The organism is Pseudomonas sp. 1176_21 (assembly GCF_052850635.1).
In genome coordinates, this window is the sequence record NZ_VXCV01000001.1 from 64212 (window position 1) to 89084 (window position 24873).

Below are 24873 nucleotides of genomic sequence, written 5' to 3' on the forward strand. Positions count from 1 at the left end.
ATAAAGGTGAAAAAAGGTCAGAGCGCCTTGGCCCAGTCGCGCAACAGGTACTTCTGGATCTTGCCCGTGGAGGTTTTCGGCAGTTCGCTGAACACCACGGTCTTGGGCAGCTTGAAGCCGGCCAGATGCTCGCGGCAGAAGGCGATGATGTCCGCCTCGCGGGTACCTTCGAAACCGGCCTTGAGGGTGACGTAGGCACAGGGGGTTTCGCCCCATTTTTCATCCGGGCGGGCGACCACCGCAGCCTCGAGCACGGCCGGGTGGCGGTACAGCGTGTCTTCGACCTCGATGGTCGAGATGTTCTCGCCCCCGGAAATGATGATGTCCTTGAGCCGGTCCTTGATCTCCACATAGCCGTCGGCATGCCACACTGCCAGGTCGCCGGTGTGGAACCAGCCGCCTCGGAAGGCTTCGGCGGTGGCCTCGGGGTTCTTCAGGTAGCCCTTCATCACGGTGTTGCCGCGCATGAAGATCTCGCCCAGCGTGTTGCCGTCGCGGGCCACCGGCTCAAGCGTTTGCGGGTCGGCCACCATCAGCCCCTCGAGGGTAGGGTAGCGCACGCCCTGGCGCGACTTGATGCGGGCCCGCTCCTCCAGCGGCTGCGCGTCCCATTCGGCATGCCAGGCACACACCGTCACCGGGCCGTAGACCTCGGTCAGGCCGTAGACGTGGGTCACCTTGATGCCCATTTCCTCCACCGCGCCGATCACCTTGGCGGGTGGCGCCGCCCCGGCCACCATCGCGTTCACGGGGTGGTCGATGGCGGCCTTGGCCGAGTCGGGCATGTTGATCAGCGCATTGAGCACGATCGGTGCGCCGCACAGGTGGGTGACCTGGTGGTCGCGAATCAGGGTCAGGATCTTCTGCGGGTCGACCCGGCGCAGGAACACATGGGTGCCGGCCAGGGCCGTCACGGTCCACGGGTAGCACCAGCCATTGCAGTGGAACATCGGCAGGGTCCACAGGTACACCGGGTGGTTGCCCATGGCCCAGGTCATCTGGTTGCCCAGTGCGTTCAGGTAGGCGCCGCGGTGGTGGTAGACCACCCCCTTGGGGTTGCCGGTGGTGCCGGAGGTGTAGCTCAACGAGATCGCCTGCCACTCGTCCTCGGGCCAGTGCCACACGAACTCGGGGTCGCCCTCGGCCAGGAAGGCTTCGTAATCCAGGTCGCTGACGGCGCGGCCCTCGCCGTACTCCGGGTCGTCCACATCGATCACCAGCGGCGGGTGGGCCATCAGGCCCAGCGCTGCTTCGATCACCTTGTGGAATTCGCGGTCGGTGATCAGCACCTTGGCTTCACCGTGCTCGAGCATGAATGCGATGGCCTCGGCATCCAGGCGCACGTTCAGGGCGTTGAGCACCGCACCGATCATCGGCACACCGAAATGCGCCTCGAGCATGGCCGGAATGTTGGGCAGCATCACCGCCACCGTATCGCCCAGCCCGATGCCGCGGCCGGCCAGGGCGCTGGCCAGGCGGCGGGAGCGCTGGTAGGTTTCCTGCCAGTTGCGGCGGATGGCACCATGGATCACCGCCGGGTAATCGCCATAGACCGCAGCCGTGCGTTCGATGAAACTCAGCGGGGAAAGGGCGACATGGTTGACGGGGGCGGGCTGCAGGCCCTGGGAGAAGATCGACATGAACGGTTCCTGTGCAGGAGGCAGCCGCGATCAGGCGCTGGCTGAAACCTCCGATGGCTGATTGTTAGCTCTGATCAGGTTTCTGGAAGGCGGTACGCAGACCGACTTCGGTGTTTCATTTTTACGCTGTTCTCCATATTACTTGGAAGATAGACTATAGCAATATGGTATAAATACTATAAAAAGCCGGAGCCCCAAGTGACCTTTCCTCCCTCGGCCTTGCTCGACAAGGACCCGCAACCCACCGTGCTGCTCGATGCCGCCGCCCAGGTGGTGGCCGCCAACCCGGCGGTGCAGGCGTTGTTCGACACCTGGCCCAAGCCGCCCGTCGGCAGCCTGCTGCCCGCCAACTACAAGGCGCTGGTGAGCGCCTGCCTGCACCAGCAGCGGGCGATTGCCGAGGTCGAGGCCCTGGTGCAACAGCGTATCCTGTTGTGGACCTTCGTCCCGCTGGAGGGCGGCCTGCAGGTGCTGGCCCGCTGCCGCGACGCCACGGTTGAGCGCCTGGCCGAGCGCGAGGCCAGCCAGGCACGTCGGTTGTACCGCCTGATCACCGAAAACACCACCGACCTGATCTCGCGCCATACCCCCGACGGGTGTTTCCTGGATGCTTCGCCGGCCTCCTATCGCCTGCTGGGCTACTGGCCGGAAGAGCTGCGCGGGGTGGCGGTGCAGTCGCTGTTTCACCCCCAGGACCGCCAGCAATCGCTGCTGCAGGCCTCCCAGGCGCTGGAGCAGGACGGCTACCAGACCATGACCTGCCGCGTGCGCCACCGCGATGGCCGCGACCTGTGGTTCGAGATCGCCAGCCGCGCCATCCGCGAAACCTACACCGGTGCGGTGGTCGAGATCGTCAGCGTGTCACGCGACATCACCGTGCGCATCGAAGCCCAGGAAAACCGCCGGCGCCTGGCCGAGGTGGTCGAGGCCAACACCGACCTGGTGCTGTTCACCGACCCCGCCGGCCAGCTCACCTACCTCAACCGTTCCGCCCGGCGTGCACTGGGCCTGCTGGAGGTGCAGGCCGTGCCGCCCCTGCGCGAGCTGCTGGACGAAGAAGCCCTGCAACGCCTCGACGAAGAGGGCTGGGCCTGCGCCGAGCGCGAAGGGGTGTGGCAATGCGAGGCGCGGCTGGCGCCCTACAACGGCTCGGCGCCGTTCCCGGTGTCGCTGGTACTGCTGGCGCACCGGGCGGCAGGTGGCGAGCGCTACTACTCGCTGGTGGCTCGCGACATGACCGAGCGCGAGCTGCGTGAACGCCAGCAGCGCCGGCACCAGGATGAACTGGCGCACACCGCGCGGCTGGTCACCCTGGGCGAGCTGGCCTCCGGCATCGCCCACGAGATCAACCAACCGCTGGCAGCGGTGGTCAACTATGCCAGTGCCAGTCAGCGCTACCTGCTGGCGGTGGAGCGTGACCCGCAGGCGGCCGGGCGGGTCGCCCAGGGCCTGCAGCGCATCACCGAGCAGGCCACCCATGCCGCCGAAGTGATCAAGCGCCTGCGCTCGTTCCTGCGCAAGGAGCCGCGCCGCTTGCAGGCGCTCAACGTGGCCGATGTATCGCGCGAGGCCGTGCGCCTGTGTGCCTGGGAGGCGGCGCAGGCCCAGGTGACCATCGAGCAGCACATGGTGTACAACCTGCCGCCGGTATACGCCGATCGTGTCTTGCTCGAACAGGTCCTGCTCAACCTGTTGCGCAACGCCATCGACGCCAACCGCGAGCAGCATGCCGGGGCGCCTTCGCGCGTGCTGATCAGCGCCGACCAGCAGGCCGGTTGGCTGCGTATCCAGGTGGCCGACCAGGGCCCCGGGGTGGCCGCCGAGCAGCTGGACGGCATCTTCACCCCGTTTACCACCAGCAAGCCCGAAGGGCTGGGGCTGGGCTTGAGCATGAGCCGCAGTATCGTCGAAGGGTTCGGCGGTACCTTGCAGGCGCACCCGGGTGATACCGGTGGATTGATTTTGTGCTGTCGGCTGGCGCCGGTGGCCAGTGCATGAACAAGGGGATTTCCATGCAGGAACCGAAGGTCTACGTGGTCGACGACGACCAGGGCATGCTCGACTCCACCGTCTGGCTGCTGGAGTCGGTGGGCCTGCAGGCGCTGCCGTTCACCAGTGGCCAGGCTTTTCTGGAGGCCTGCGATGCGGCGTTGCCGGCGTGCGTGCTGCTGGATGTGCGCATGCCCGGCATGGGTGGGCTGAGCGTGCAGGAAGCCTTGCGCGCCCGGGGCGTGCAGGTGCCGGTGATCTTTGTCAGCGGGCATGCCGATGTGCCGATCGTGGTACGCGCCTTCAAGGCCGGGGCCATCGATTTCATCGAGAAGCCCTACAACGACCAGTTGTTGCTCGACAGCGTGCAGGATGCCCTCGGGCGCTCGTCACGGGTTCAGGTCAGCAGTCGCCAGCGCGATGAAGTGCAGGGGCGCATCGACAGCCTCACCCCGCGTGAGCGCGACGTGTTCGTGCCCCTGGTGCAGGGCTATACCAATCGGGAGATTGCCGAGCAGTTGCAGGTCAGCGTGAAGACCGTGGACCTGTACCGTTCGCGGGTGATGAAGCGCATGCAGGCCGAACACCTGCCGGACCTGGTGGGGATGGCGATTGCGTGTGGGGTGGTGGACCCCTTGAAACTGCGTTGAATGCATCGCGGGTCAAGCCCGCTCCCACAGGTACAGTGCAAGCCTGTGGGAGCGGGCTTGACCCGCGATTGGGTGTCAGGAGCGACGTCCCAGCAACAGCCCGACCACCAGCCCGAAGCCGGCCGAAATCGCCACGGTCTGCCACGGGTGGCCGCCAATGTAATCCTCGGTGGCATCCACCGCCGGCTTGGCCTTTTCACGCACGCCGCCCACCGCATCCAGGGCCTGCTTGAGCTTGAGGCCCACCTGTGCGCGCAGGGTCTCGGCTTCTTCGCCCACCAGGGTGGAGCTGTCCTTGAGCAGCTTGTCAGACTCTTCGATCAGCGCCTGCAGTTCGCTGAAGGCCTGGTCCTTGATTTGTTCGGCATCGGCTTTAAGGGTGCTTTTCCTGGCCATGTACGCTTCCTCGTTGAATGATGGTCACTGTATCAATGGATGCCTGAGCGCGCCGAAAGTTGCAGCGCCTTGGCGGCGCTCGGTGGCTACAGTGTAAGATAGCCCCCATTTTCAAGTGGCAGGAATCCCCATGAGTTTCAATCTGGCCAACATGAGCTTCGCCGAGCGGGCACAGATCGAGGACGAGAAGTCGCGACTGTTCGAGCTCTGGCAATCGAACCTGGGCAAGGCCAAGGCCGAAGCCGCGCGGCTGATCAGCGAGAAGCCGCGGCGCAAGGGCAAATGGGCCGAGTGGGTGCGCGCCGAGCTCGACGGCATGTCGCCGCCGGAGTTCGCCAACATGGTGCGCAGCGAAGTCAACAAGCTGATGGCGGCTGCCAAGTAGCCGACCCCCCAGCGCTACCACGCCGTATCGGTGGGCTTGGGCAGCGCCAGCCGCCCGCTGTCGGTGAAGCGCATCGTGCCGAAGGCGCCCCCGGCCAGCTTGCCGCGCAGCACATAGGGCATGCCATCCAGGTTGCTCACCCGGCTCAGGCCCACGGCCTGGCGCAGCATCGAGAACGCGGTGATGCTCACCGGAATGCTCAGTACCGCTTCGTCATAGCGCCCGATGCTGCCGTGCTGATCGCTGACCCCGGTTGCCAGCGGCTGGCCATTGACCTCCAGGTTGAGCGCCACGCCGTTGTAGTCGATGGGCGTTTCATTGGGGTTCTGCACCCGCAGTTTCACCGCCATGCGCATTTCCAGGTCCTGGCCGGGCAGCGGCTCGATGCCGATCACGCTGATGGTCAACGGGTCGCGCCCCTGCAGCAACGCGCAGGCGCTCAGGCTCAGGGCCAGCAGCAGGCCCAGGCCGACACGCAGGGTATGACGCAGGAAACAGGGCATGGGGCTTGGCTCCGGACAAATGTCTCTGCAGTGTGGCAAATGCCCGGCGCGGTTGAAAGTGGCGCAAGCAGCGTAACAATCTGAATCATCTCCGGCCCGGCAACGGGTTTCGTCGCGAACCTCTCGCGCCGTAGGCTATCCAACGCCTGGGGCCACTGACGTTGTGCAGGAGATGAACGCGATGAACCGATGGTTGCCGGCACTGACCGGCGCAGCACTGAGCCTGATACTGGGCATGCCTGTTCAGGCCGCCGACGCGGGCAATCCCTACAACGACCCGGTACGCCGCGCCAACCCCAATTCCCAGCAGGGCACCGTGCGTTCCACGCCACCGCCGCGCGGGCCTTCCACCCAGCCGCTGCCGCGCCCACCCACCCTCGACAATGGCGGCATCGGCAACGGCCAGAACCTGCGCCGTGAACAGGTGCCGCCGCGCCTGGACCCCTCCCGCCCGCCGCGCGAATCGACGCGTACGCCCTGATCGCTTGGCCCACTGCAAGGAACCCTGCATGTCATCACGTACCTGGCTACTCTCCCTCTGCGCTGCGGCGCTGTTGCCGCTGACCGCCACCGCCGCCCCCGAGCGCACCTTCCCCAGCGAAGAAGGCCAGCTCACCGTCAGTACCCTGGCCGAGGGGCTGAAGAACCCATGGGCGCTGGCGTTCCTGCCCGACGGGCAGGGCATGCTGGTGACCGAGCGCCAGGGCAACCTGCGCATCATCAGTGCCGACGGCAAGGTCGGTTCGCCGTTGAGCGGCGTGCCGCAGGTGTGGGCCAAGGGGCAGGGCGGGTTGCTCGACGTGGCGCTGTCGCCGCAGTTCGAGCAGGACCGCATGGTCTACCTCTCGTATGCCGAAGGCGGGGGTGATGGCGACACGGCCGGTACTACCGTGGGGCGCGGCCGCCTGTCGAGCGACAACCTGCGCCTGGACGACTTCAACGTGATCTTCCGTCAGCAGCCCAAGCTGTCCAGCGGCAACCACTTCGGTTCGCGGCTGGTGTTCGACCGCGACGGCTACCTGTTCATCGCCCTGGGCGAGAACAACCAGCGGCCCACCGCGCAGGACCTGGACAAGCTGCAGGGCAAGGTGGTGCGCATCCTGCCCGACGGCCAGGTGCCCAAGGACAACCCCTTTGTCGGCCAGAGCAACGTGCGCCCCGAGATCTGGTCGTATGGCCATCGCAACCAGCAGGGCGCGGCATTGAACCCGTGGACAGGCGAACTGTGGACCAACGAGCACGGGCCTCGCGGCGGCGACGAGATCAACATTCCCAAGCCGGGCAAGAACTACGGCTGGCCCCTGGCGACGCACGGCATCAACTACTCGCTGCTGCCGATACCCGAGGCCAAGGGCAAGCGCGTCGAGGGCGCGGTGGACCCGCTGCACGTGTGGGAGAAGTCCCCGGCCATCAGCGGCATGGCGTTCTACGACAACCCGCGCTTCAAGGCCTGGGACCACAACCTGTTCATCGGCGCGCTGGCCGCCCAGGAGCTGATCCGCCTGCAACTGGATGGCGACAAGGTGGTGCATGAAGAGCGCCTGCTGGGGCAGTTGAATGCGCGCATTCGCGATGTGCGGATGGGGCCGGACGGCTTTCTCTATGTGCTGACCGACGAGAGTGACGGTGCGCTGCTGAAGGTGGGCCTGACGCAGTAAGCGGCGGCGCGTCCTTCGCCGGCAAGGCCGGCTGCTGCAGGCGAAGCACGCCCCGCAAACCTCACTGATGCTACCCTTGGCCTTTTTCCGCACAGGCCCCCGGCATGTCCAGCCTCACCCCGCTGTCGTTGTACCAGCAATCCATCGCACTCAATGGCTTTGTCCCCGACGCTGCGCAGCAGCATGCCGTCGACTGCCTTCAAGCCTGCTTCGAGGCTCTTGAGCGCGGCGAGGTGGCGCGTGGGGTGTACCTGTGGGGCCCGGTCGGGCGCGGCAAGACCTGGCTCATGGACCAGTTCCACCGCTGCCTGCAGGTGCCCGCCCGCCGCCAGCACTTTCACCACTTCATGCGCTGGGTGCATCAGCGCCTGTTCCAGCTCAACGGCACCGCCGACCCCTTGCAGGCCCTTGCCCACGGCCTGGCCGAAGAGATCCGCGTGCTGTGCTTCGACGAACTGTTCGTCAACGACATCGGTGACGCCATCATTCTCGGTCGCCTGTTCCAGGTGCTGTTCGACAGCGGCGTGGTCATCGTTGCCACCTCCAACCAGCCGCCGGCGCAGCTCTACGCCGACGGTTTCAATCGCGAACGCTTCGTGCCGGCGATTGCCGCCATCGAGCGGCACATGCACGTGGTGGCGGTGGACGGCGGCCAGGACCATCGCCTGCATCCCGGTGCCGAACTGCAACGCTACTGGGTGCGCCAGCCGGGCCAGCCCAGCGCGCTGGCCCAGGTGTTCGAGCAGTCGAGCGCGGGTGAACCGGTCAGCCGCGAGGACCTGAGCCTGGGCTACCGCACGGTCAAGGTGGTGCGACGCAGCACCTCGGCGGTGTGGTGCACTTACAACGAACTGTGCGAGCAGCCCCTGGCCGCCATGGACTTCATGGCCCTGTGTGATCGCTTCAAGGTCATTCTGCTGGGCGAGGTGCCTGCACTCGGGGCCCGGCAACGACCGGGCAGAATCGCCCGTGGCACCGAGGACGGCGCCGAGCGGGTAGTGGCGGGGGATCGCGAACTGCCGCAGCTGTCGATCCACGACGACAGCGTGCGGCGCTTCATCGCGCTGGTCGATGAATGCTATGACCGCCGCGTGGCGCTGTACCTGGAGGCCGAGGTGGCACTCGAGGCGCTGTATACCGAAGGCTACCTGGAGTTCCCGTTCCGCCGCACCCTCAGCCGGCTGCGCGAGATGCAACTGCAACGCTTCTGCTGAAGCCGCTCAGCTGTGCACCCAGCCCAGGGTCAGCAGCACCAGCACCAGGTAACGCCCGGCCTTGGCCACGGTCACCAGCAGCATGAAACGCCAGAATGGCTCGCGCATGATCCCGGCGATCAGCGTCAGCGGGTCGCCGATCACCGGCATCCAGCTCAACAGCAGCGACCACTGGCCATAGCGCTGGTAGCGCTGCTGGGCCTTGTCCAGCTGGGCCTGGCTGAACGGAAACCAGCGCTTGTCGCGCAAGTGCTCGATACCCCGGCCCAGCAGCCAGTTGACCACCGAGCCCAGTACATTGCCGGCGGTGGCAATCGCCAGCAGCAGCAACCAGGCATCAGGTTCGTGCAGCAGCAGCCCGACCAATACCGCCTCGGACTGCAACGGCAGCAGGGTGGCCGCGCCAAAGGCGCTGAGGAACAGCCCCCAGCCGCTCAGCATGGCGCCGTGCTCACGGGTAGTTGGCGACCACTTCGTCGGTGCCGTCGCGGGTCAGGCCGATGACCTGGTAGGCATCCTTGTGATCGCCCATCTCCATGCCTGGCGAGCCCATCGGCATGCCCGGCACGGCCAGGCCGCGCAGGTCGGGACGCTTGGCCAGCAGCTGGATCTGCTCGGCCGGCACATGGCCCTCGACGAACTTGCCGTCGATCACCCCGGTGTGGCACGACGCCAGGCGCGGCGCCACGCCCAGGCGCTGCTTGACTGCACTCATGTTCGGCTCCACATGGTCATTCACGCTAAAGCCGTTGTCGCGCAGGTGGCTGATCCATTCCTTGCAGCAACCGCAGTTGGGGTCGCGGTACACATCGATGGTCTGGCCGGCCTGGGCCAGCGCACTCATGGCCAGCAGGCCGAAGGCAACGAAATTCTTTTTCAGCATCGTGGATCTCCGGGGCCGCCGCCAGGGCAACCCGCGTCTCGAATGATCGGTGGTCGGTCAGTGCAACAGGGTAACCGGGCTCATGGCTGGAGCATAGCCGGGTGAAGCTGTCGCCAGACTGAGCGCTGCATTACAGATTTGTAAGGTAGGACACTGCCTGCGTGACCTGTGGGAGCACTCGCTCCTCTAACCCCAAACGATGGCGTCGTGCCTGGTCAGGGCGACCATCGGTGATGGAGTACCACAGTCAATCAAGGAAACATGACCCATGCAGGCACTCAAGGCCTACTTCAAGCGTCACGGGCACGAGCCGTTCCGGTTCGGTGAAGGGCGTATCAGCGGCTACCTGTCGGCCATGCTCGGCTTGCTCAGCCTGCTGGCGGTGCTGTGCTTTCTGTTCCCGCAGTGGCTGACCTTCGGCGAGTTCCGCAAGGTCTACAGCGAGCAGTTCGCCCGCACCCTGCTGCTGGCCGGGCTGGTGCTGGCGTTCAGCCTGGGCACCCTCAACATCCTGCTCAACCGGCGCAAGCGCCTGGGCTTCACCGGCATCAGCGCGGCGGGCCTGGCCGTGTTTCTGGGCGGCACCAACATTCAGACCGAAACCATCGGTCAAACCCCGTATTCCCTTGGCCTTGACTGGTTCGTGCTGGCGTTGCTGGTTTCGGCGATCATCTTCATCCCGCTGGAAAAGCTCTACGCCAAGGACCCGCAGCAGAACATCCTGCGCCCGCAGTGGCGTACCGACCTGAGCTACTTCTTCGTCAGCCACATGCTGGTGCAGTTCATCCTGATCTTCGTCACCGCCTCGTCCACCTGGCTGGCCGGCTGGGTGGTGTCCGAAACGCTGCAGGCCAAGGTGCAGAGCCTGCCGATCGTGGTGCAGTTCGTGCTGGCGGTGTTCGTCGCCGACCTGGGGCAGTACTGGCTGCACCGCCTGTACCACGTGGTGCCGTGGATGTGGCGCTTCCATGCGGTGCACCATTCCAGCACCGCGATGGACTGGCTGGCCGGCTCGCGCATCCATTTCGCCGAAATCCTGCTGACCCGCACCGGCGTGCTGGTACCGCTGATCCTGCTGGGCTTCTCGCCGCAGGCGATGAATGCCTACGTGATCCTGGTGGGCGTGCAGGCGGTGCTGGCGCATGCCAACGTGCGAATCGACGGCGGCTGGCTGAACTACGTGCTGGTGATGCCGCGCTACCACCACTGGCACCATGCCCGGCACAAGGACTACATCTACAAGAACTACGCGATCCACCTGCCCCTGGTCGACATGCTGTTCGGCACCTTCAAGCTGCCGCGCAAGGAATGGCCGACCCGCTACGGCGTATTCGGCAAGGACCTGCCCGAAGGCATCGTGCGCCAGCACCTGTACCCGCTGCAAAAGCCCGAGCCCAAGGCCTGATAGCCCTTTGCCCGCTGCCCCATGCTGCGTTAGCCTTGCCGGGTGAACGGCATTGGGGCCAGGAGTATCCATGGACAACGTGATCATCATTACCGGCGCCGGTCGCGGCATTGGCGCGGCCACTGCGCTGGCCGCTGCGCGGGCCGGCTACCGCATCTGCATCAACTACCTTGCCGATGACGCCTCGGCCCATCGCGTGCTGGAGCAGGTGCGCGCGCTGGGTGCCGAGGCGATCACGGTGCGCGCCGATGTCAGCGTCGAGGATGAAATCATCCAGCTGTTCCAGCGTGTCGACAAGGAACTGGGCCGGGTCACGGCGCTGGTCAACAACGCCGGCACCATCGGCCACCAGAGCCGGGTGGAAGAGATGTCCGAGTTTCGCCTGCTCAAGCTGATGAAAACCAACGTGGTGGGGCCGATGCTGTGCGCCAGGCATGCGCTGCAACGCATGTCGACCCGCCATGGCGGGCCGGGCGGTGCCATCGTCAACGTGTCATCGGTGGCCGCGCGGTTGGGTTCGCCCAACGAGTATGTCGACTACGCCGCCTCCAAGGGCGCGCTGGACACCTTCACCCTGGGCCTGGCCAAGGAAGTGGCGGGCGAGGGCGTGCGTGTCAATGGCGTACGGCCGGGCTACATCTTCACCGACTTCCATGCCCTCAGCGGCGATGCCGAGCGGGTCCGCAAGCTGGAACCGGGCATCCCCATGGGCCGTGGCGGGCAGGCGGCCGAAGTGGCCGAAGCGATCCTGTGGCTACTGTCGGACAAGGCCTCCTACACCACCGGCAGCTTCATCGACCTGGGCGGTGGGCGCTGAGCGCGCAGCATGGCCAAGGATATCGACAACCCGTGCATTTCGGCGTGCAAGCTCAGCGGCGAGCTGTGCGTGAGCTGCGGGCGCAGCAAGGACGAGATCAAGCAGTGGAAGCGCATGAAGCGGCCCGAGAAGATGGCCACGGTGGAGCGGGCGGCCAAGCGCCTGAAGGCCCTGAAGAAGAAAAACAAGCGCTAGGCCGCAGGTAGCGCGCCATCCTGACGCGCCCCCAGCGGTGGTCAGTGGGTGTTGACCAGGTCCTCTTCCTCCAGCCCGCGCGAGGCGCGGCCGACCAGCAACGGGTCGGGCTGGTGGGCGACTTTCGGGTCCTTGTCGGGGTAGTCCAGCGTGTGCAGGAAGTGGCGGATGCAGTTCAGGCGCGCCCGCTTCTTGTCGTCCGACTTGATCACGGTCCACGGTGCATCGGCAGTATCGGTGTGGAAGTACATCGCCTCCTTGGCGGCGGTGTACTCGTCCCACTTGTCCAGCGACTTGATGTCGATGGGCGAGAGCTTCCAGTGCTTGAGCGGGTCGTCACGGCGCGAGATGAACCGGCGCAGTTGCTCTTCGCGGTTCACCGAGAACCAGAACTTGAACAGCAGGATGCCGCTGTTGCACAGCATGCGTTCAAGCTCCGGGGTCTGACGCATGAACTCCAGGTACTGCATCGGCGTGCAGAAGTCCATCACCCGCTCGACGCCGGCGCGGTTGTACCAGGAGCGGTCGAAGAAGACCATTTCACCGGCGGTGGGCAGGTGCTGGATATAGCGCTGGAAGTACCACTGGCCCTTCTCCTGGTCGGAAGGTTTTTCCAGGGCCACGATACGTGCGCCACGCGGGTTCAGGTGCTCCATGAAGCGCTTGATGGTGCCGCCCTTGCCGGCGGCATCGCGGCCTTCGAACAGCACCACGATGCGCTGGCCGGTGGCTTTTACCCAGTTCTGTACCTTCAGCAGCTCTATCTGCAACTCATGCTTGGCCTTTTCGTACTCGGCGCGGCGCATGCGGTTGCGGTAGGGGTAATTGGCGGGCAGGGCGGCAGACACGCTGTCTTCGTTGGAGCCGCGACGCGGCGCACTGGCCACCTGCAGCGCGGCAGGCTCGTGGCTGATGGCACTGATTTCGATTTCGGCAGGGATCACCTGAGCAGGCTTGCGCGGGGCGCGTGGGCGGCGCGAACGAGTGACGGCCGCTTTGGGCGTGGCCGGCGAACTGCTGTCGTTGGACGAGGCGGATGGCAGGGGCAGGGGGTGTACGGTGGATTCTTCGCTCATGGTGGGCCTGTTTTGCGTTCTGATTTCCTCTATCTAGTGTAGGAGTGTGATTTTGCGATCTGTTGATCCTGGTCAATAGCGTGGAGGCAAGTGGCCATATATCACGCGGTAACGGTGGTGCTGCAATCGCGGGTCAAGCCCGCTCCCACAGAAACCGTCGAACCTGTGGGAGCGGGCTTGACCCGCGATTGCAGACGGCACGGTCTCAGATCTGCACCAACCGCCCCGCATGCTCGGCCGGCAACCGATCCCCACGCCCGAACAGCTTGTGGCGCAAGGTGCCCGCCTCATACTCGGTGCGATAGCGCCCGCGCCGCTGCAGTTCCGGCACCACCGTGTCGACCACCGCCTGCAGGTCATCCGGCACCACCGCGTAGGTGAGGTTGAAGCCGTCGATGCCGGTGGCATCCAGCCATTGCTCCAGCTGGTCGGCAATCTCCACCGGCGACCCCAGCAGCACCGGGCCACGCCCGCCCAGGCTGACGAACTCCGCCGCCTCGCGCACGGTCCAGCGCCGGTTCGGGTCCGACCTGGTAAAGGCGGCCAGCGCCGTGCGCCCGGCATCGTTCTCGATGTACTCGATCAGCGCATCCGGCTCCAGGTTGGAAAAATCGATCCCGGTCCAGCCCGACAGCAAGGCCAGCGCCGCCTCGATATCCACGTACTGGCGGTACTCGTCCAGCCTGGCCTGGGCCGCTTCGCGCGTGTCACCCACGATCAGCAGCGCCTGCGCGTATATCAGCACCTCGTTCTCCTGGCGCCCGGCCTCGCGCGTGGCCTGGCGAATGCCGTCCACATAGCTGCGCAGTACCGTCTGGGTCGGGCCGCTGATGAACACGCATTCGGCATGGGTAGCGGCAAAGCGCTGCCCGCGTGCCGAGGCGCCGGCCTGGAACAGCACCGGGGTGCGCTGGGGCGATGGTTCGCTCAGGTGCACGCCAGGCACCTGGAAGTGCGCACCGGCATGCCCGATCGGGTGCACCCGCGCAGGCTCCACGAACACCCCGCGGGCCCGGTCGCGGACCACCGCATCGTCGTCCCAGCTCTTCTCCCACAGCTTGTAGAGCACCTGCAGGTACTCCTCGGCCAGCTCGTAACGCTCGTCGTGGGCCAGCTGCCGGGCCAGCCCCAGGTTGCGCGCGGCGCTGTCCAGGTAGCCGGTGACGATGTTCCAGCCCACCCGCCCGTCGCTCAGGTGATCGAGGGTCGACATGCGCCGGGCGAACGGGTACGGGTGCTCATAGGTGAGGCTGAAGGTGATGCCGAAGCCCAGGTGCTCGGTGACCCCGGCCATGGCCGGCACGATCAGCAACGGATCGTTCACCGGTACCTGCACGCCGCCGCGCAGGGCTGCGTCGTGGCTGCCCTGGTACACGTCGTACACGCCCAGCACATCCGCGATGAACAGCGCGTCGAAACGTCCGCGCTCCAGCAGCCTGGCCAGCCCGGTCCAGTAGCTCAGGCGATTGAAATCGCTGCTGGTGTTGCGTGGGTGGCGCCACAGCCCCGGCGACTGGTGCGTGGCGGCGTTCATGCTGAAGGCGTTGAAACGGATGGGCTTGGACATGCTCGAATCGCTCGCGGTCAAGGCAGTACGGAGACGGGGTACACGGCGTCGGCGACCTTGAGCGGCTTGGGAATCAGGCCCAGGCCCTGGAAGGTGTCCGCCAGCTTCTGCTGTTCGGCCGTGATCTCGGGGGTGATGGCCACCGCGTTGTAGTTGCGACGCTCGCTGGCCACTTCCAGCACGTCGGCGCCGATACCCAGTTGCGGAGCCAGCAGGGCCGCCACTTCCTTGGGTTTTGCGTTGGCCCAGTTGCTGACCTTGCCCAGCTCGGTGAAGAAGGTCTTGAGCACACCACGGTTCTCGTCGGCAAAGGCTGGCGAAGACAGGTAGAAGGTGCGGTTGTTGGTCAGCCCGGTGCCGTCGCGCAGGGTCTTGAGGCCGGGTTGTTTTTCCGCTGCGGCGAGGAAGGGGTCCCACAGGGTCACGGCCTTGACGCTGCCCGATTGCAGGGCGGCCACGGCATCGGCGGCGTTGTTGACGTAGGCCGGGTCGATGTCCTTGTAGCTCAGGCCGGTGTCCTGCAGGGCCACGGCCAGCAGATACTGGGCATTCCAGCCGCGACCGGTGGCCACGCGCTGGCCCTTGAGGGCGGCGATATCGGCGACCTTGTCCTGCTCGCGCACCACAATGCCGATGCCGCGCGGGTAGGGCTGTTCGGCGGCCAGGTACACCACCGACTTGCCCGATGCCTGGGCGAACACCGAGGGCGCATCGGCGGCGTGCCCCAGGTCGATGGCGCCGGTGCTCAGGGCCTCGAGCAACTGCGGGCCGGCGGCGAACTCGTACCAGCTGACCTTGATGCCTTGCGGTGCCAGGGCTTTTTCCAGGGCGCCGGAGCCCTTGAGAATGTTGACGCTGTTGAACTTCTGGTAGCCGATACGCAGGTTCTTGGTTGGCTCGGCGTAGGCGGCCGGGCCAGGCAGTACCAGGCTGGCGAGCGCGGCAAAGGCACCGCCAAGCAGCAGGCGGCGCAGGGTCGAAGGAGGTTTGTTGGACATGGTGAGGGCTCCGCAGGCGGGTTCGTCAGGTGTTTTCTGGTAGGGCCTGAAAGTAAAGGCTGACGCCCGCGGAGTGCAATTTTTTTATTACTTTTAGTTAGAACAAATAGTTATTTTTATATCCTTTTTGAATTTATCGACCGTGCCAGTCGCCCACAAAAAAGCCCCCGACGGGTCGGGGGCTTTGTGTGTGCATCAATGCATGAACAAGGCGATCAGAATGATGATCGGGATAGGCACACCGAGGAAGAACAGCAGTATCGAGCGCATGGTGAATCTCCTGTCAGAGGGTACGGGCAGTGGTGGGGTCGACGCGCACCGGGTCGGCCGTCAGGAACACGGCGGCATCACGGCGACGGCCACCCCAGATGGCGAACAGGCTGGCGAAGAACGCGCCGCACAGCAGGGCCACGAACATCCACAACGCAGAGGCGGCAGCGGCCTTGCGTGCGGCGTCGGCCAGTTGCTTGGCCTCTTCGATGGCCTGGCGGGCTTCGGCGAACACGGTGTCGATGCGCTGTTCGGCTTCTGCCTGGCTGATCTGGGTGCGCTGGGCAATCACGTTGGCCAGGTAGGTACGGTCTTCGGCGTTCAGCTGGCCGTCGGCCAGGCCACGCACGAAGATGCGCGCGGCAATGCCGTGGGCCGCGTCATCGGTGACCGCCACCGGGCGTTCGTCACGGAACAACATGTCGATGAAGTAGGCCGAATCGTCATTGCTCGCCTTGCTGCTGTTGGCAGCCGCGCCGGCACCGGCCGCAGCCACGCCAGAGGCCGCCATCGCGCCGGCCTGGACGCCGCCGCTCACCACCGAGCTCACCGAACCCACCACCAGCACCGCAGTTACCAGCGTGGCAAAGGCCCAGGCCAGGAAACCGTGGGCGGTATCGCGGAAATACACTTCATCGCCATGCAGGTTGGCCCATTTGACCCGCAGCCGCCCGGCGATGTAGCCGCCCAGGCCCGAGGCAATGATCTGCGTCAGCGCCAGCCACACGATGCTCGAAATACCCAGTTGCTTGGCCGTGGCGCCATCACCCGGCCACGGCGAGACAGCCGAGAACCCCAGGCCGAAGCCCAGCACGATAAGGATCAGCGACAGTGCGGCGGCACCGGTGGCACCGGCGAAGATGGCCGCCCAGGACACCCCTGAGTGGCTGGAGGTGTCCCCCGCGGGGACGGCGTAGGTATCGGCACTTGTAATCATTGTTGGTGCTCCAGTCATGAAAATGGGTCTTCCCCCTCCTGTAGAGCAGTTGCTGTGCCAAATGCTACGAAATATTTATCCTTTCAAAATCAATCAGTTGTAAAACCGAACCGTCCTAAGGCCATGCAGCCTGCATGAGTGCCCGTTTTGCCTCATGCAAATTGCAACCTTGCGCCCGACGGGGATTCCCCACACCCCGCCTGGTGGCTTACCCTAGCCGCCGGTTGGCGCCAGTGGGCGTCACGCATTCCTGCCGTTGGAGCTCTAGCATGTATCAAGACACCGCCACCGTGACCGTCAGCGCCGAATACGCAGGCAAGGAGACCGAGGCCGTGGACAATGCCAATGTGTTGATCGGGTTGAAGGTCGATGGCGAAACCCGCTTCACGGTCGAGTTCAACGGCAAGCTGGACGCCCCGCAGGACCCCACCCACATCTGCGTCACCCTGAGCAACGGCCTGTCCTATCACGGCGAGATCACCGATGGCAGGGCCGATGAAGTGGGTGGCTACATCGCCTTCGACTGCGATGGCATCGACCCGGCACTGCTTGGCTGATTCGGCCGTTCAGGCCCGGTCAGCGGCAGGAGCGCAGCCTTGCGTTCCTGCCATAACCCTCCCGCCGGCTCATCCAGCAAAATAATTGCACTCAAGCTGCATTTTTTTGCGTTGGAGCCCATCCCCGCTTTTGTTCAGACTGCGCGCATCCGAACCCCCGGATTTCCATCTCCAGGGACGGAGCCCTTTGCGTATTGCCCCCTCGCGATACAAAGCCCCCTCGTCTTGGGCGGGCTTCTTTTATTTCAACAGGTACCAGGTCGTCGCATGCCCACCCGCCGTCTGAACAACTGGCTCGATCGCTTCATCCCCGCCGCGTTGCATATCCCGCCCAAAGAGTGGCTGCGGGCCGGCCTTGGTGCCGTGCTCGGCCTGCTGGTGGCCGGCGGGCTGTGCAGCGTGCTGTTCGGCAACGCCGTCACCCTGCACCTGATGGCCCCGCTGGCTGCGTCGGCGGTGCTGCTGTTCGGGGTGTCCTCGGGCGCACTGTCGCAGCCCTGGCCGCTGCTGGGCAGCTACAGCTGCGCGATGCTGGTAGGCCTGGTGCTGCACCACTGGCTGGGCGCAAGCCTGGTGGTGGTGTGCATGGCGCTGGTGCTGGTGGTGCTGCTGATGTGCCTGCTGCGCTGCCTGCACCCGCCGGGCGCGGCACTGGCGGTCAGCCTGGCGATGGCCGACCCGTCGCTGGCGAGCCTGGGCGCCAAGGTGGTCGAGCCGGTGCTGCTCAATGCCCTGTGCCTGCTGCTGGTGGCAGTGGTGTACAACCGCCTGACCGGCGTGCGCTACCCCAAGATCGTCGCCCCGCGGCCCGACCTGCACCGTACCCAGGATGCGCCCGTGAGCGAGCGGGTAGGGGTGAGTGCCGGCGACCTGGACCGCGCATTGAATGAACTGGGCGAGTTCGTCGACGTGACCCGTGATGACCTGGAGCGCATCATCCTGGCCACCGAGCGCCATGCCTTGCAGCGCAGCCTGGGCGGCATGACGGCTGCCCGGGTGATGTCGCGCGACGTGCAGTCCGCCAGCCCGGACACCACGCTTGAGCAAGCCTTCAAGATGCTGGGCGAGCATCGCCTGAAGATCCTCCCCGTGCTCGACGAGGCGCGCCAGCTGGTGGGTATCGTCAGCGTCGGCGACCTGCTCGATTCGGCAATGGCCGCACGCCGTTTCAGCTGGCGCGCGCTGTTCGGCCGGCGTCGCCCGGTGCGCCTGGAACAGGTCATGACCAAACCGGTACGCAGCGTGAACAGCGACGAACCGGCGGTGGCCCTGATCCCGCTGCTGTGCGACCAGGGCCTGCATTGCCTGCCGGTGCTCGAAGCCGGGCAACTGGTCGGGGTGGTCACCCAGACCGACCTGATCGGCGCGCTGCACCAGCAACTGCTGCAGCGCGAGCAGGCCGGTCTAGATCAGCGGGTCCCAGCGCTGGGACCAGTCACTGTCCCCCGCGACCACGCCGCGTAACAGGCCAAACGCCTGTTGCAGCGCTGCCGAGTCGCGCTCGCGGGCGTACACCAGGTAGGTCGGGTAGGTGAACTCCGGCGCCTGCGGCACCCGTTCGAGCACGCCGCAGTCCAGGTAGCTCTGCACAACGCGGGCGCGAAAGTAGCCGCTGCCGCCGTGTTCGAGGATGTACTGCAAGGCCATCGGGCCGAGGTTGAAGCTCAAGGCAGGGCGCGCGTGCTCGGGCAGCGCTGCGTCATGCTGGCGGCGGAACGCCTCGCCCCAGTCGATGTAGATATACGGCTCGGGCTGGCCGGCACGGCGCACGCACACCAGCTTCTCTTCCAGCAGTTGCTCCACCTGCACCCCCGGGCCGTACCCCGGCTGGTACACCAGCGCTGCATCCAGCAGGCCCATGTCCAGTTTGCGCAGCAGCGTGTCGCTGTCGCCCACCTCGCTGCGGATGGCATGGCTGGGCACCTCCTGATGCAGTACGCGAACCCAGTCCAGCAGCAGCGGGTTGCACAGGCTGACCTCGCCGCCGATGTGCAGCACCTGGTAGCCGCCGGCGGGCAACGGCAGGTCGCGCCGCGCCGCCTCCCAGGTGTGCACCAGCTGGTTGGCGTAGGCCACGAAGCCCTTGCCGTCGGCGGTCAGGCTGGCGCCGTTGCGGCTGCGCACGAACAATTGGCAGCCGAGCAACTGCTCGAGCTTCTGCACCCGTGCGCTGATCGCGGTCTGAGTCACGTGCAGGTGCTCTGCGGCGGCCACCAGGCTGCCGCTGCGCACGATTTCGATGAAGGTACGCGCCAGGTCGATATCCATGGGGGCCTCGTGTTCTACCAGCGCACAGTCTAGAGCTTTCAGTACCCTTGTAGGAGCCGGCCTTGCCGGCGAAGGCCACGCAACGGATTTTGCGTCAGGCACAAAACCCCTTAGCCTAGGGCGACTACACCGCCGGAGCGCGCCTTGAACCCCACCTTCGCCTCGTTGAGCCTTGCGCACCTGCGTACCCTCGACACGCTGTTGCAGCTCAAGAACCTCAGCCATGCCGCCGAGCGCCTGGGCAGCAGCCAGTCGGTGCTCAGCCGCCAGCTGGCGCACATGCGCGAAGCCTTCGACGACCCGCTGCTGGTTCGCCAGGGCCGCGGCTATGTACTCAGCGAACGGGCCCAGGCGCTGGTGCTGCCCCTGCGCCAGGTACTGGGCGAGCTCGACGCCCTGCGCCAACCCGAGGCCTTCAGCCCGCAGCGCTGCGAGCGGCGCTTCTGTCTGGCCGCCTCCGACTACATCGCCGAACACATGCTGCCGTTGCTGGTCAGCCGCCTGGCCGAGCAGGCACCGGGGGTGTCGATCGACTACCGCAGCTGGTCGCCGGACCAGTTCGAACGCCTGGCCAGCGGTGAAATCGACCTGGCCACCACGCTGTTCGACAGCGCCCCGGCCAACCTGCACGGGCGCATGCTCGGCGAGGATCGCGCGGTGTGCCTGATGCACCGCGAACACCCGCTGGCCCGGCACGCCGAGCTGAGCCAGGATGACTACCTGGCCTGGGGGCACGTGCGCATCTGTGGCGGCGGCGACAAGGACAGCTTCATCGACCGCCACCTGCGCGGCCAGGGCCTTGCCCGGCGCATCACCCTGCAGGTGCCGTTCTTCTCGGCGGCGGTGCAGGTGGTGTGCGCCAGCCAGACACTGGTCACCGTGCCCGAACACATCGCCCGTCAGCTCAGCCGCCTGCACCCCGTGGTGTGGTGCCCGCTGGCGTTCGTCGAACACACCCAGCGCTACTGGGTGGTGTGGCACCAGCGCCTGCAGGCTTCGGCCGAGCACCGCTGGTTTCGTGCGCAGGTGTTCGAGCTGTGGCAGCAGTCGCAGTTCGGCGTCACCGGCAGCTATGTGGATTCGCCATAGCAGCTATGCGCGGCGCGGCGTGTTTCAGCGGCCAGCCAGCGCCTAGACTCGCTGGCACTGCAATCACCCCCACAGGAGCCAGCGCGTGAGCCCAGAAGAATTTCGCCAGCAAGGTCACCAACTGATCGACCGCATCGCCGATTACCGTGCCAATGTCGCAAGCCTGCCGGTCACGGCCCAGGTCGAGCCGGGCTACCTGAAGAATGCCTTGCCCCAGGCCGCGCCGCAGCAGGGCGAGCCTTTCGAGCAGATCCTCGCCGACGTGGACCAGCTGGTGATGCCCGGCCTGTCGCACTGGCAGCACCCGGACTTCTTCGGCTACTTCCCCTCCAACGGCACGCTGTCTTCGGTGCTGGGCGACTTTCTCAGCACCGGCCTGGGCGTGCTCGGCCTGTCGTGGCAGTCGAGCCCGGCGCTGAGCGAGCTGGAGGAAACCACGGTCGACTGGCTGCGCCAGATGATCGGCCTGTCCGGTGCCTGGAGCGGGGTGATCCAGGACACCGCCTCCAGCAGCACGCTGGTGGCGCTGATCTGCGCCCGCGAGCGCGCCAGCGACTACGCGCTGGTCAAGGGTGGCCTGCAAGCGCAGGCCCGGCCGCTGATGATCTACACCAGCGCCCAGGCCCACAGCTCGGTAGACAAGGCCGCGCTGCTGGCCGGCTTCGGCAAGCACAACATCCGCTACATCGAAGTCGACGAAGCCTTCGCCATGCGCCCTGAAGCGCTGGCAGCGGCCATCGAGCAGGACCTTGCCGCAGGGCTGCAACCGTGCGCGGTGGTCGCCACCACCGGCACCACGGCCACCACCGCCCTCGACCCGCTCGAACCGATCGGCCGCATCGCCCGCGCCCATGGCCTGTGGCTGCATGTGGACTCGGCCATGGCCGGTTCGGCGATGATTCTGCCCGAATGCCGCTGGATGTGGACCGGCATCGAGCAGGCCGACTCCATCGTGGTCAATGCGCACAAATGGCTGGGGGTGGCGTTCGACTGCTCGCTGTATTTCGTACGTGACCCGCAGCACCTGATCCGTGTGATGAGCACCAACCCCAGCTACCTGCAGTCGGCGGTCGATGGCGAAGTGAAGAACCTGCGCGACTGGGGCATCCCGCTGGGGCGCAGGTTCCGTGCGTTGAAGCTGTGGTTCATGTTGCGCAGTGAAGGCGTGGAAGGCTTGCAGCAACGCCTGCGCCGCGACCTGGGCAATGCTCGCTGGCTTGAACAGCAGGTAGGTGCGGCGCCGGGCTGGGAGGTGCTGGCGCCGGTGCAGTTGCAGACCCTGTGCATTCGTCACCAGCCTGGCGGGCTGGAAGGCGAGGCACTGGACCGCCACACCCGCGCCTGGGCCGACCGGCTCAATGCCTCGGGCGCGGCGTATGTGACCCCGGCGACGTTGAACGGGCAGTGGATGGTGCGGGTGTCGGTGGGCGCGTTGCCCACCGAGCGCGAGCATGTGGCAAGGCTGTGGGAGGGGTTGCAGCAGGTGGTCAAGGGCTGATCCCTGCGGCCCCTTCGCTGGCAAGGCCGGCTCCTACCGATAGTAGGCGCCGGCCTTGCCGGCGAAGAGGCCCATGAAAAGTACAACCTTGCCTCTGGAAGGTGCATTTTCCCCCCGTCACACCCATCCCATACTGGCCCTGCATCCGCCGCCAGCTGCCCACCTCGCAGCCCGGCCCGGACATCCAATAATAAGCAGGGCCCTCCATGAAAAAGCCAAACCCGCTGCTTGAAGACCTCAAGCCACTGTTGCCGACCATCGCCGCCAACGCCGCCCGTGCCGAGCAGGATCGCCAGGTACCCGCCGAAAACATCGCGCTGCTCAAGGGCATCGGCCTGCACCGCGCTTTCCAGCCCAAGCTGTATGGCGGCCTGGAAATTTCCCTGCCCGAATTCGCCGACTGCATCGCCGCGCTGGCCGGTGCCTGTGCCAGTACCGCCTGGGCCATGAGCCTGCTGTGCACCCACAGCCACCAGCTGGCGATGTTCCCGGCCCGGTTGCAGGAAGAGATCTGGGGCACCGATCGCGACGCCACTGCCAGCAGCAGCATCGCGCCGTTCGGGCGTATCGAGGAGGTCGAGGGCGGCCTGCTGTTCAGCGGCGAGATGGGCTGGAGCAGCGGCAGCGACCATGCCGAATGGGCCATCGTCGGCTGTCGCCGCGCCAACGCCGAAGGCACCCAGGACTACTGCTTCGCCGTGCTGCCGCGCAGCGACTACGTGATCCGCGACGACTGGCACGCTGCGGGCATGAAGGGCAGCGGCACCAAGACCCTGCTCATCGACAAGGCCTTCGTGCCCGAGTACCGCATCCAGAAAGCCAAGGACATGATGGAAGGCAAGTCCGCCGGCTTCGGCCTGTACCCGGACAGCAAGGTATTCTATTCGCCGTATCGGCCGTATTTCGCCAGTGGCTTTTCCACGGTCAGCCTGGGGGTGGCCGAGCGCATGCTCCAGGCCTTCCGCGAGAAGACCGCCAACCGCGTGCGCGCCTACACCGGCGCCGCGGTTGGCGCAGCCACCCCCGCATTGATGCGCCTGGCCGAGTCCACCCACCAGGTGGCAGCCGCGCGGGCTTTTCTCGAAAAAACCTGGCAGGAGCACGCCGACCACAGCGCCCGCCACCAGTACCCCAGCCGCGAGACCCTGGCGTTCTGGCGCACCAACCAGGGCTACGCGGTGAAGATGTGCATCCAGGCCGTGGATCGCCTGTTCGAAGCCGCAGGCGGCACCGCCTGGTTCGAGGCCAACGAGATGCAGCGCCTGTGGCGCGACTCGCACATGACCGGCGCCCATGCCTACACCGACTACGACGTCTGCGCGCAGATTCTCGGTCGCGAGCTGATGGGCCTGGAGCCCGACCCGAGCATGGTGTGAACACCGCGCCCTGCCCATAACAACAACGTACGGCTGCCCTGGCGGCAGCCGGGGAGTCTTGCATGTCTACTGAACCTGCCGTGGCCTTCGACAGCCGCGCGTTCCGCCGCGCCCTGGGCAACTTCGCCACCGGCGTCACCGTGGTCACCGCCGCCGATGCCGCGGGCAACAAGGTCGGGGTCACGGCCAACAGCTTCAATTCGGTCTCGCTGGACCCGCCGCTGATCCTCTGGAGCCTGGACAAGCGCTCCAGCAGCCTCGCGGTGTTCGAAGCCGCCAGCCACTTTGCGGTGAATATCCTGGCCGCCGACCAGATCGAGCTGTCGAATAACTTCGCCAAGCCACGGGAGGACCGCTTTGCCGGCATCGAGCACCGGGCGGGCGAGGGGGGCGCACCGCTGCTGGCCGATTGCGCCGCGTGCTTCCAGTGCGAACGCCATCAGCTGCTCGACGGCGGTGACCACTGGATCATGCTGGGCAAGGTGGTAGCGTTCGACGATGGCGGGCGTTCGCCGTTGCTCTACCACCAGGGTGCGTACTCGATGGTGCTGCCGCACACCCGCATGACCCGACGCGAAGAGGGGCAGGCCCCCAGCAGCCATTTTCAGGGGCGCCTGAGCCACAACCTGTACTACCTGATGACCCAGGCGCTGCGTGCCTACCAAGCCAGCTACCAGCCGCGCCAGCTGTCCAGTGGCTTGCGCACCAGCGAGGCGCGCATGCTGATGGTGCTGGAGAACGATGCGGGGTTGAACCTGGCCGACCTGCAGCGCGAGGTGGCGATGCCGGCGCGAGAGATCGACGAGGCGGTGGCCAACCTCAAGCGCAAGGGGCTGGTGTGCGACAGCGAGGCGGCCGGGCATGTGCGCCTGAGCGTGGCCGGCATCGACCAGACCGAGGCCCTGTGGACGATTGCGCGCGAGCAGCAGGACACGGTGTTTGCCGCGTTCAGCGACGAGCAGATCGAGACGTTCAAGACGGTGCTCAAGGCAGTGATTCGCGCGTGAGCCAAAGGCTTTGCCAAGGACGGCCCCTGTAGGCGCCAGCCTTGCTGGCCAAGCGCTTTCAACCCATCGGCGAGCACAGCTCCACCAGCACCCCGGCCGGGCAGCGCAAGTAGGAAACCGTCTGGCCCCAGGGCTTGCTCTGCGGCGCCCTGATTTCCTCGGCGCCGTTGACCAGGGCATTGGCGTGGGCCGCCGCGACCTTCTCGGTCACCAGCGCGATCTCCATGCCCAGGGGCTTGTGGCTGTTGCTGGCGGCAACGAAACCTTCCGGAAAATTCGACTCGCCCAGTTCCAGCGACGCGAAGGCCAGGGTGGTTGGCCCGGTGTCCAGCTCGCCGTAATCGCCGGACTCATGCAGAAAACGACGCTTGAGGCCGAAGGCATTCTCGAAGAAGCTCAACGATGCCTCGACATCGGGTACATAAACGATGGTGTAGCCCAGTTTCATACACATTCCTTGTCGGTGGTTTCTGTAGGGGCTGGCCTTGCCGGCGA

General features: G+C 66.0%; 26 protein-coding genes. 15 read left to right on the forward strand and 11 right to left on the reverse strand.

The annotated features are described in order from the left end of the window. Positions 1-17: 17 nt before the first annotated feature. Complete coding sequence (locus FW760_RS00440; RefSeq protein ID WP_116053516.1) at positions 18-1640, reverse strand: acyl-CoA synthetase; 1623 nt, start codon at positions 1638-1640, stop codon at positions 18-20. 198 nt (positions 1641-1838) lie between these two features. Between FW760_RS00440 and FW760_RS00445 the strand changes: the two genes are divergently transcribed. Beyond that, entirely contained in the window at positions 1839-3638 is a 1800-nt protein-coding gene (locus tag FW760_RS00445; protein ID WP_043861133.1) for a PAS domain-containing sensor histidine kinase, read from the forward strand. Between the two features lie 14 nt (positions 3639-3652). Beyond that, entirely contained in the window at positions 3653-4279 is a 627-nt protein-coding gene (locus FW760_RS00450) for a response regulator transcription factor (RefSeq protein ID WP_088514900.1), read from the forward strand. 75 nt (positions 4280-4354) lie between these two features. Here the strand turns inward: FW760_RS00450 and FW760_RS00455 are convergent, their stop codons facing one another. Then, positions 4355-4675 (reverse strand): DUF883 family protein, encoded by a 321-nt coding sequence (locus FW760_RS00455; RefSeq protein ID WP_043861132.1) that lies wholly within the window; start codon positions 4673-4675, stop codon positions 4355-4357. A 130-nt stretch (positions 4676-4805) separates the two neighbouring features. On the opposite strand from FW760_RS00455, the gene FW760_RS00460 reads away from it, so the two are divergent. Beyond that, positions 4806-5060: a hypothetical protein gene (locus FW760_RS00460; RefSeq protein WP_043861131.1), complete on the forward strand. Its 255-nt coding sequence runs from the start codon at positions 4806-4808 to the stop codon at positions 5058-5060. A gap of 14 nt (positions 5061-5074) precedes the next feature. On the opposite strand, the gene FW760_RS00465 is transcribed toward FW760_RS00460, so the two are convergent. Next, positions 5075-5563 carry an LEA type 2 family protein gene (locus FW760_RS00465; RefSeq protein ID WP_043861130.1) on the reverse strand — a complete coding sequence of 163 codons (489 nt, stop codon included), beginning with the start codon at positions 5561-5563 and terminating at the stop codon, positions 5075-5077. Positions 5564-5744: 181 nt separating this feature from the next. On the opposite strand from FW760_RS00465, the gene FW760_RS00470 reads away from it, so the two are divergent. The 3 genes from FW760_RS00470 (at position 5745) to zapE (ending at position 8435) form a co-directional block, all read left to right on the forward strand. Then, entirely contained in the window at positions 5745-6044 is a 300-nt protein-coding gene (locus tag FW760_RS00470; RefSeq protein WP_043861129.1) for a hypothetical protein, read from the forward strand. 28 nt (positions 6045-6072) lie between these two features. Further along, positions 6073-7221 (forward strand): PQQ-dependent sugar dehydrogenase, encoded by a 1149-nt coding sequence (locus FW760_RS00475; protein ID WP_116053519.1) that lies wholly within the window; start codon positions 6073-6075, stop codon positions 7219-7221. A 104-nt stretch (positions 7222-7325) separates the two neighbouring features. After that, complete coding sequence (gene zapE / locus FW760_RS00480; protein WP_116053522.1) at positions 7326-8435, forward strand: cell division protein ZapE; 1110 nt, start codon at positions 7326-7328, stop codon at positions 8433-8435. A gap of 6 nt (positions 8436-8441) precedes the next feature. Here zapE and FW760_RS00485 read toward each other — a convergent pair whose 3' ends face one another. Both FW760_RS00485 and FW760_RS00490 read right to left on the reverse strand, forming a co-directional pair. Further along, on the reverse strand, positions 8442-8876 hold the full coding sequence (locus FW760_RS00485) for a YqaA family protein (RefSeq protein WP_058540424.1): 435 nt from the start codon (positions 8874-8876) through the stop codon (positions 8442-8444). Between the two features lie 10 nt (positions 8877-8886). Continuing rightward, a complete protein-coding gene (locus tag FW760_RS00490) occupies positions 8887-9318 on the reverse strand; it encodes a DUF411 domain-containing protein (RefSeq protein ID WP_043861125.1) in 432 nt (143 codons plus the stop codon). Between the two features lie 268 nt (positions 9319-9586). Here FW760_RS00490 and FW760_RS00495 point away from each other — a divergent pair, with 268 nt between their 5' ends. From FW760_RS00495 to FW760_RS00505, 3 genes are all read left to right on the forward strand, one after another. Continuing rightward, complete coding sequence (locus FW760_RS00495; RefSeq protein ID WP_043861124.1) at positions 9587-10723, forward strand: sterol desaturase family protein; 1137 nt, start codon at positions 9587-9589, stop codon at positions 10721-10723. Between the two features lie 70 nt (positions 10724-10793). Next, positions 10794-11540 carry an SDR family oxidoreductase gene (locus FW760_RS00500; protein ID WP_043861123.1) on the forward strand — a complete coding sequence of 249 codons (747 nt, stop codon included), beginning with the start codon at positions 10794-10796 and terminating at the stop codon, positions 11538-11540. 9 nt (positions 11541-11549) lie between these two features. Then, entirely contained in the window at positions 11550-11735 is a 186-nt protein-coding gene (locus tag FW760_RS00505; protein ID WP_043861122.1) for a DUF1289 domain-containing protein, read from the forward strand. A 41-nt stretch (positions 11736-11776) separates the two neighbouring features. Here FW760_RS00505 and ppk2 read toward each other — a convergent pair whose 3' ends face one another. From ppk2 to FW760_RS00525, 4 genes are all read right to left on the reverse strand, one after another. Next, on the reverse strand, positions 11777-12811 hold the full coding sequence (gene ppk2 / locus FW760_RS00510) for a polyphosphate kinase 2 (RefSeq protein ID WP_043861121.1): 1035 nt from the start codon (positions 12809-12811) through the stop codon (positions 11777-11779). Between the two features lie 205 nt (positions 12812-13016). Next, a complete protein-coding gene (locus FW760_RS00515) occupies positions 13017-14378 on the reverse strand; it encodes an LLM class flavin-dependent oxidoreductase (protein ID WP_116053525.1) in 1362 nt (453 codons plus the stop codon). 17 nt (positions 14379-14395) lie between these two features. Further along, positions 14396-15376 (reverse strand): aliphatic sulfonate ABC transporter substrate-binding protein, encoded by a 981-nt coding sequence (locus tag FW760_RS00520; protein WP_078481093.1) that lies wholly within the window; start codon positions 15374-15376, stop codon positions 14396-14398. A 283-nt stretch (positions 15377-15659) separates the two neighbouring features. After that, on the reverse strand, positions 15660-16583 hold the full coding sequence (locus tag FW760_RS00525) for a hypothetical protein (protein ID WP_088514877.1): 924 nt from the start codon (positions 16581-16583) through the stop codon (positions 15660-15662). A 269-nt stretch (positions 16584-16852) separates the two neighbouring features. Between FW760_RS00525 and FW760_RS00530 the strand changes: the two genes are divergently transcribed. Together FW760_RS00530 and FW760_RS00535 are read left to right on the forward strand one after the other, a co-directional pair. Then, positions 16853-17140, forward strand: a complete 288-nt coding sequence (locus FW760_RS00530; protein WP_043861117.1) for a hypothetical protein — start codon at positions 16853-16855, stop codon at positions 17138-17140. Between the two features lie 267 nt (positions 17141-17407). Continuing rightward, positions 17408-18604: an HPP family protein gene (locus tag FW760_RS00535; protein WP_116053528.1), complete on the forward strand. Its 1197-nt coding sequence runs from the start codon at positions 17408-17410 to the stop codon at positions 18602-18604. On the opposite strand, the gene FW760_RS00540 is transcribed toward FW760_RS00535, so the two are convergent. Continuing rightward, entirely contained in the window at positions 18545-19408 is an 864-nt protein-coding gene (locus tag FW760_RS00540) for a LysR family transcriptional regulator (RefSeq protein ID WP_116053531.1), read from the reverse strand. The genes FW760_RS00535 and FW760_RS00540 overlap by 60 nt on opposite strands. Positions 19409-19552: 144 nt before the next feature. Between FW760_RS00540 and FW760_RS00545 the strand changes: the two genes are divergently transcribed. From FW760_RS00545 to FW760_RS00560, 4 genes are all read left to right on the forward strand, one after another. Continuing rightward, positions 19553-20497, forward strand: coding sequence for a LysR family transcriptional regulator (locus FW760_RS00545; RefSeq protein ID WP_043861114.1), 945 nt, complete (start codon positions 19553-19555; stop codon positions 20495-20497). Between the two features lie 85 nt (positions 20498-20582). Further along, positions 20583-21995 carry a DOPA decarboxylase gene (locus FW760_RS00550; protein ID WP_116053534.1) on the forward strand — a complete coding sequence of 471 codons (1413 nt, stop codon included), beginning with the start codon at positions 20583-20585 and terminating at the stop codon, positions 21993-21995. A 206-nt stretch (positions 21996-22201) separates the two neighbouring features. After that, positions 22202-23371, forward strand: coding sequence for a p-hydroxyphenylacetate 3-hydroxylase oxygenase component (locus tag FW760_RS00555; protein ID WP_043861112.1), 1170 nt, complete (start codon positions 22202-22204; stop codon positions 23369-23371). Positions 23372-23433: 62 nt separating this feature from the next. Continuing rightward, on the forward strand, positions 23434-24378 hold the full coding sequence (locus FW760_RS00560; protein ID WP_043861111.1) for a p-hydroxyphenylacetate 3-hydroxylase reductase component: 945 nt from the start codon (positions 23434-23436) through the stop codon (positions 24376-24378). Positions 24379-24436: 58 nt separating this feature from the next. Here the strand turns inward: FW760_RS00560 and FW760_RS00565 are convergent, their stop codons facing one another. Then, positions 24437-24826: a VOC family protein gene (locus FW760_RS00565; protein WP_054916504.1), complete on the reverse strand. Its 390-nt coding sequence runs from the start codon at positions 24824-24826 to the stop codon at positions 24437-24439. Between the last annotated feature and the right edge of the window lie 47 nt (positions 24827-24873).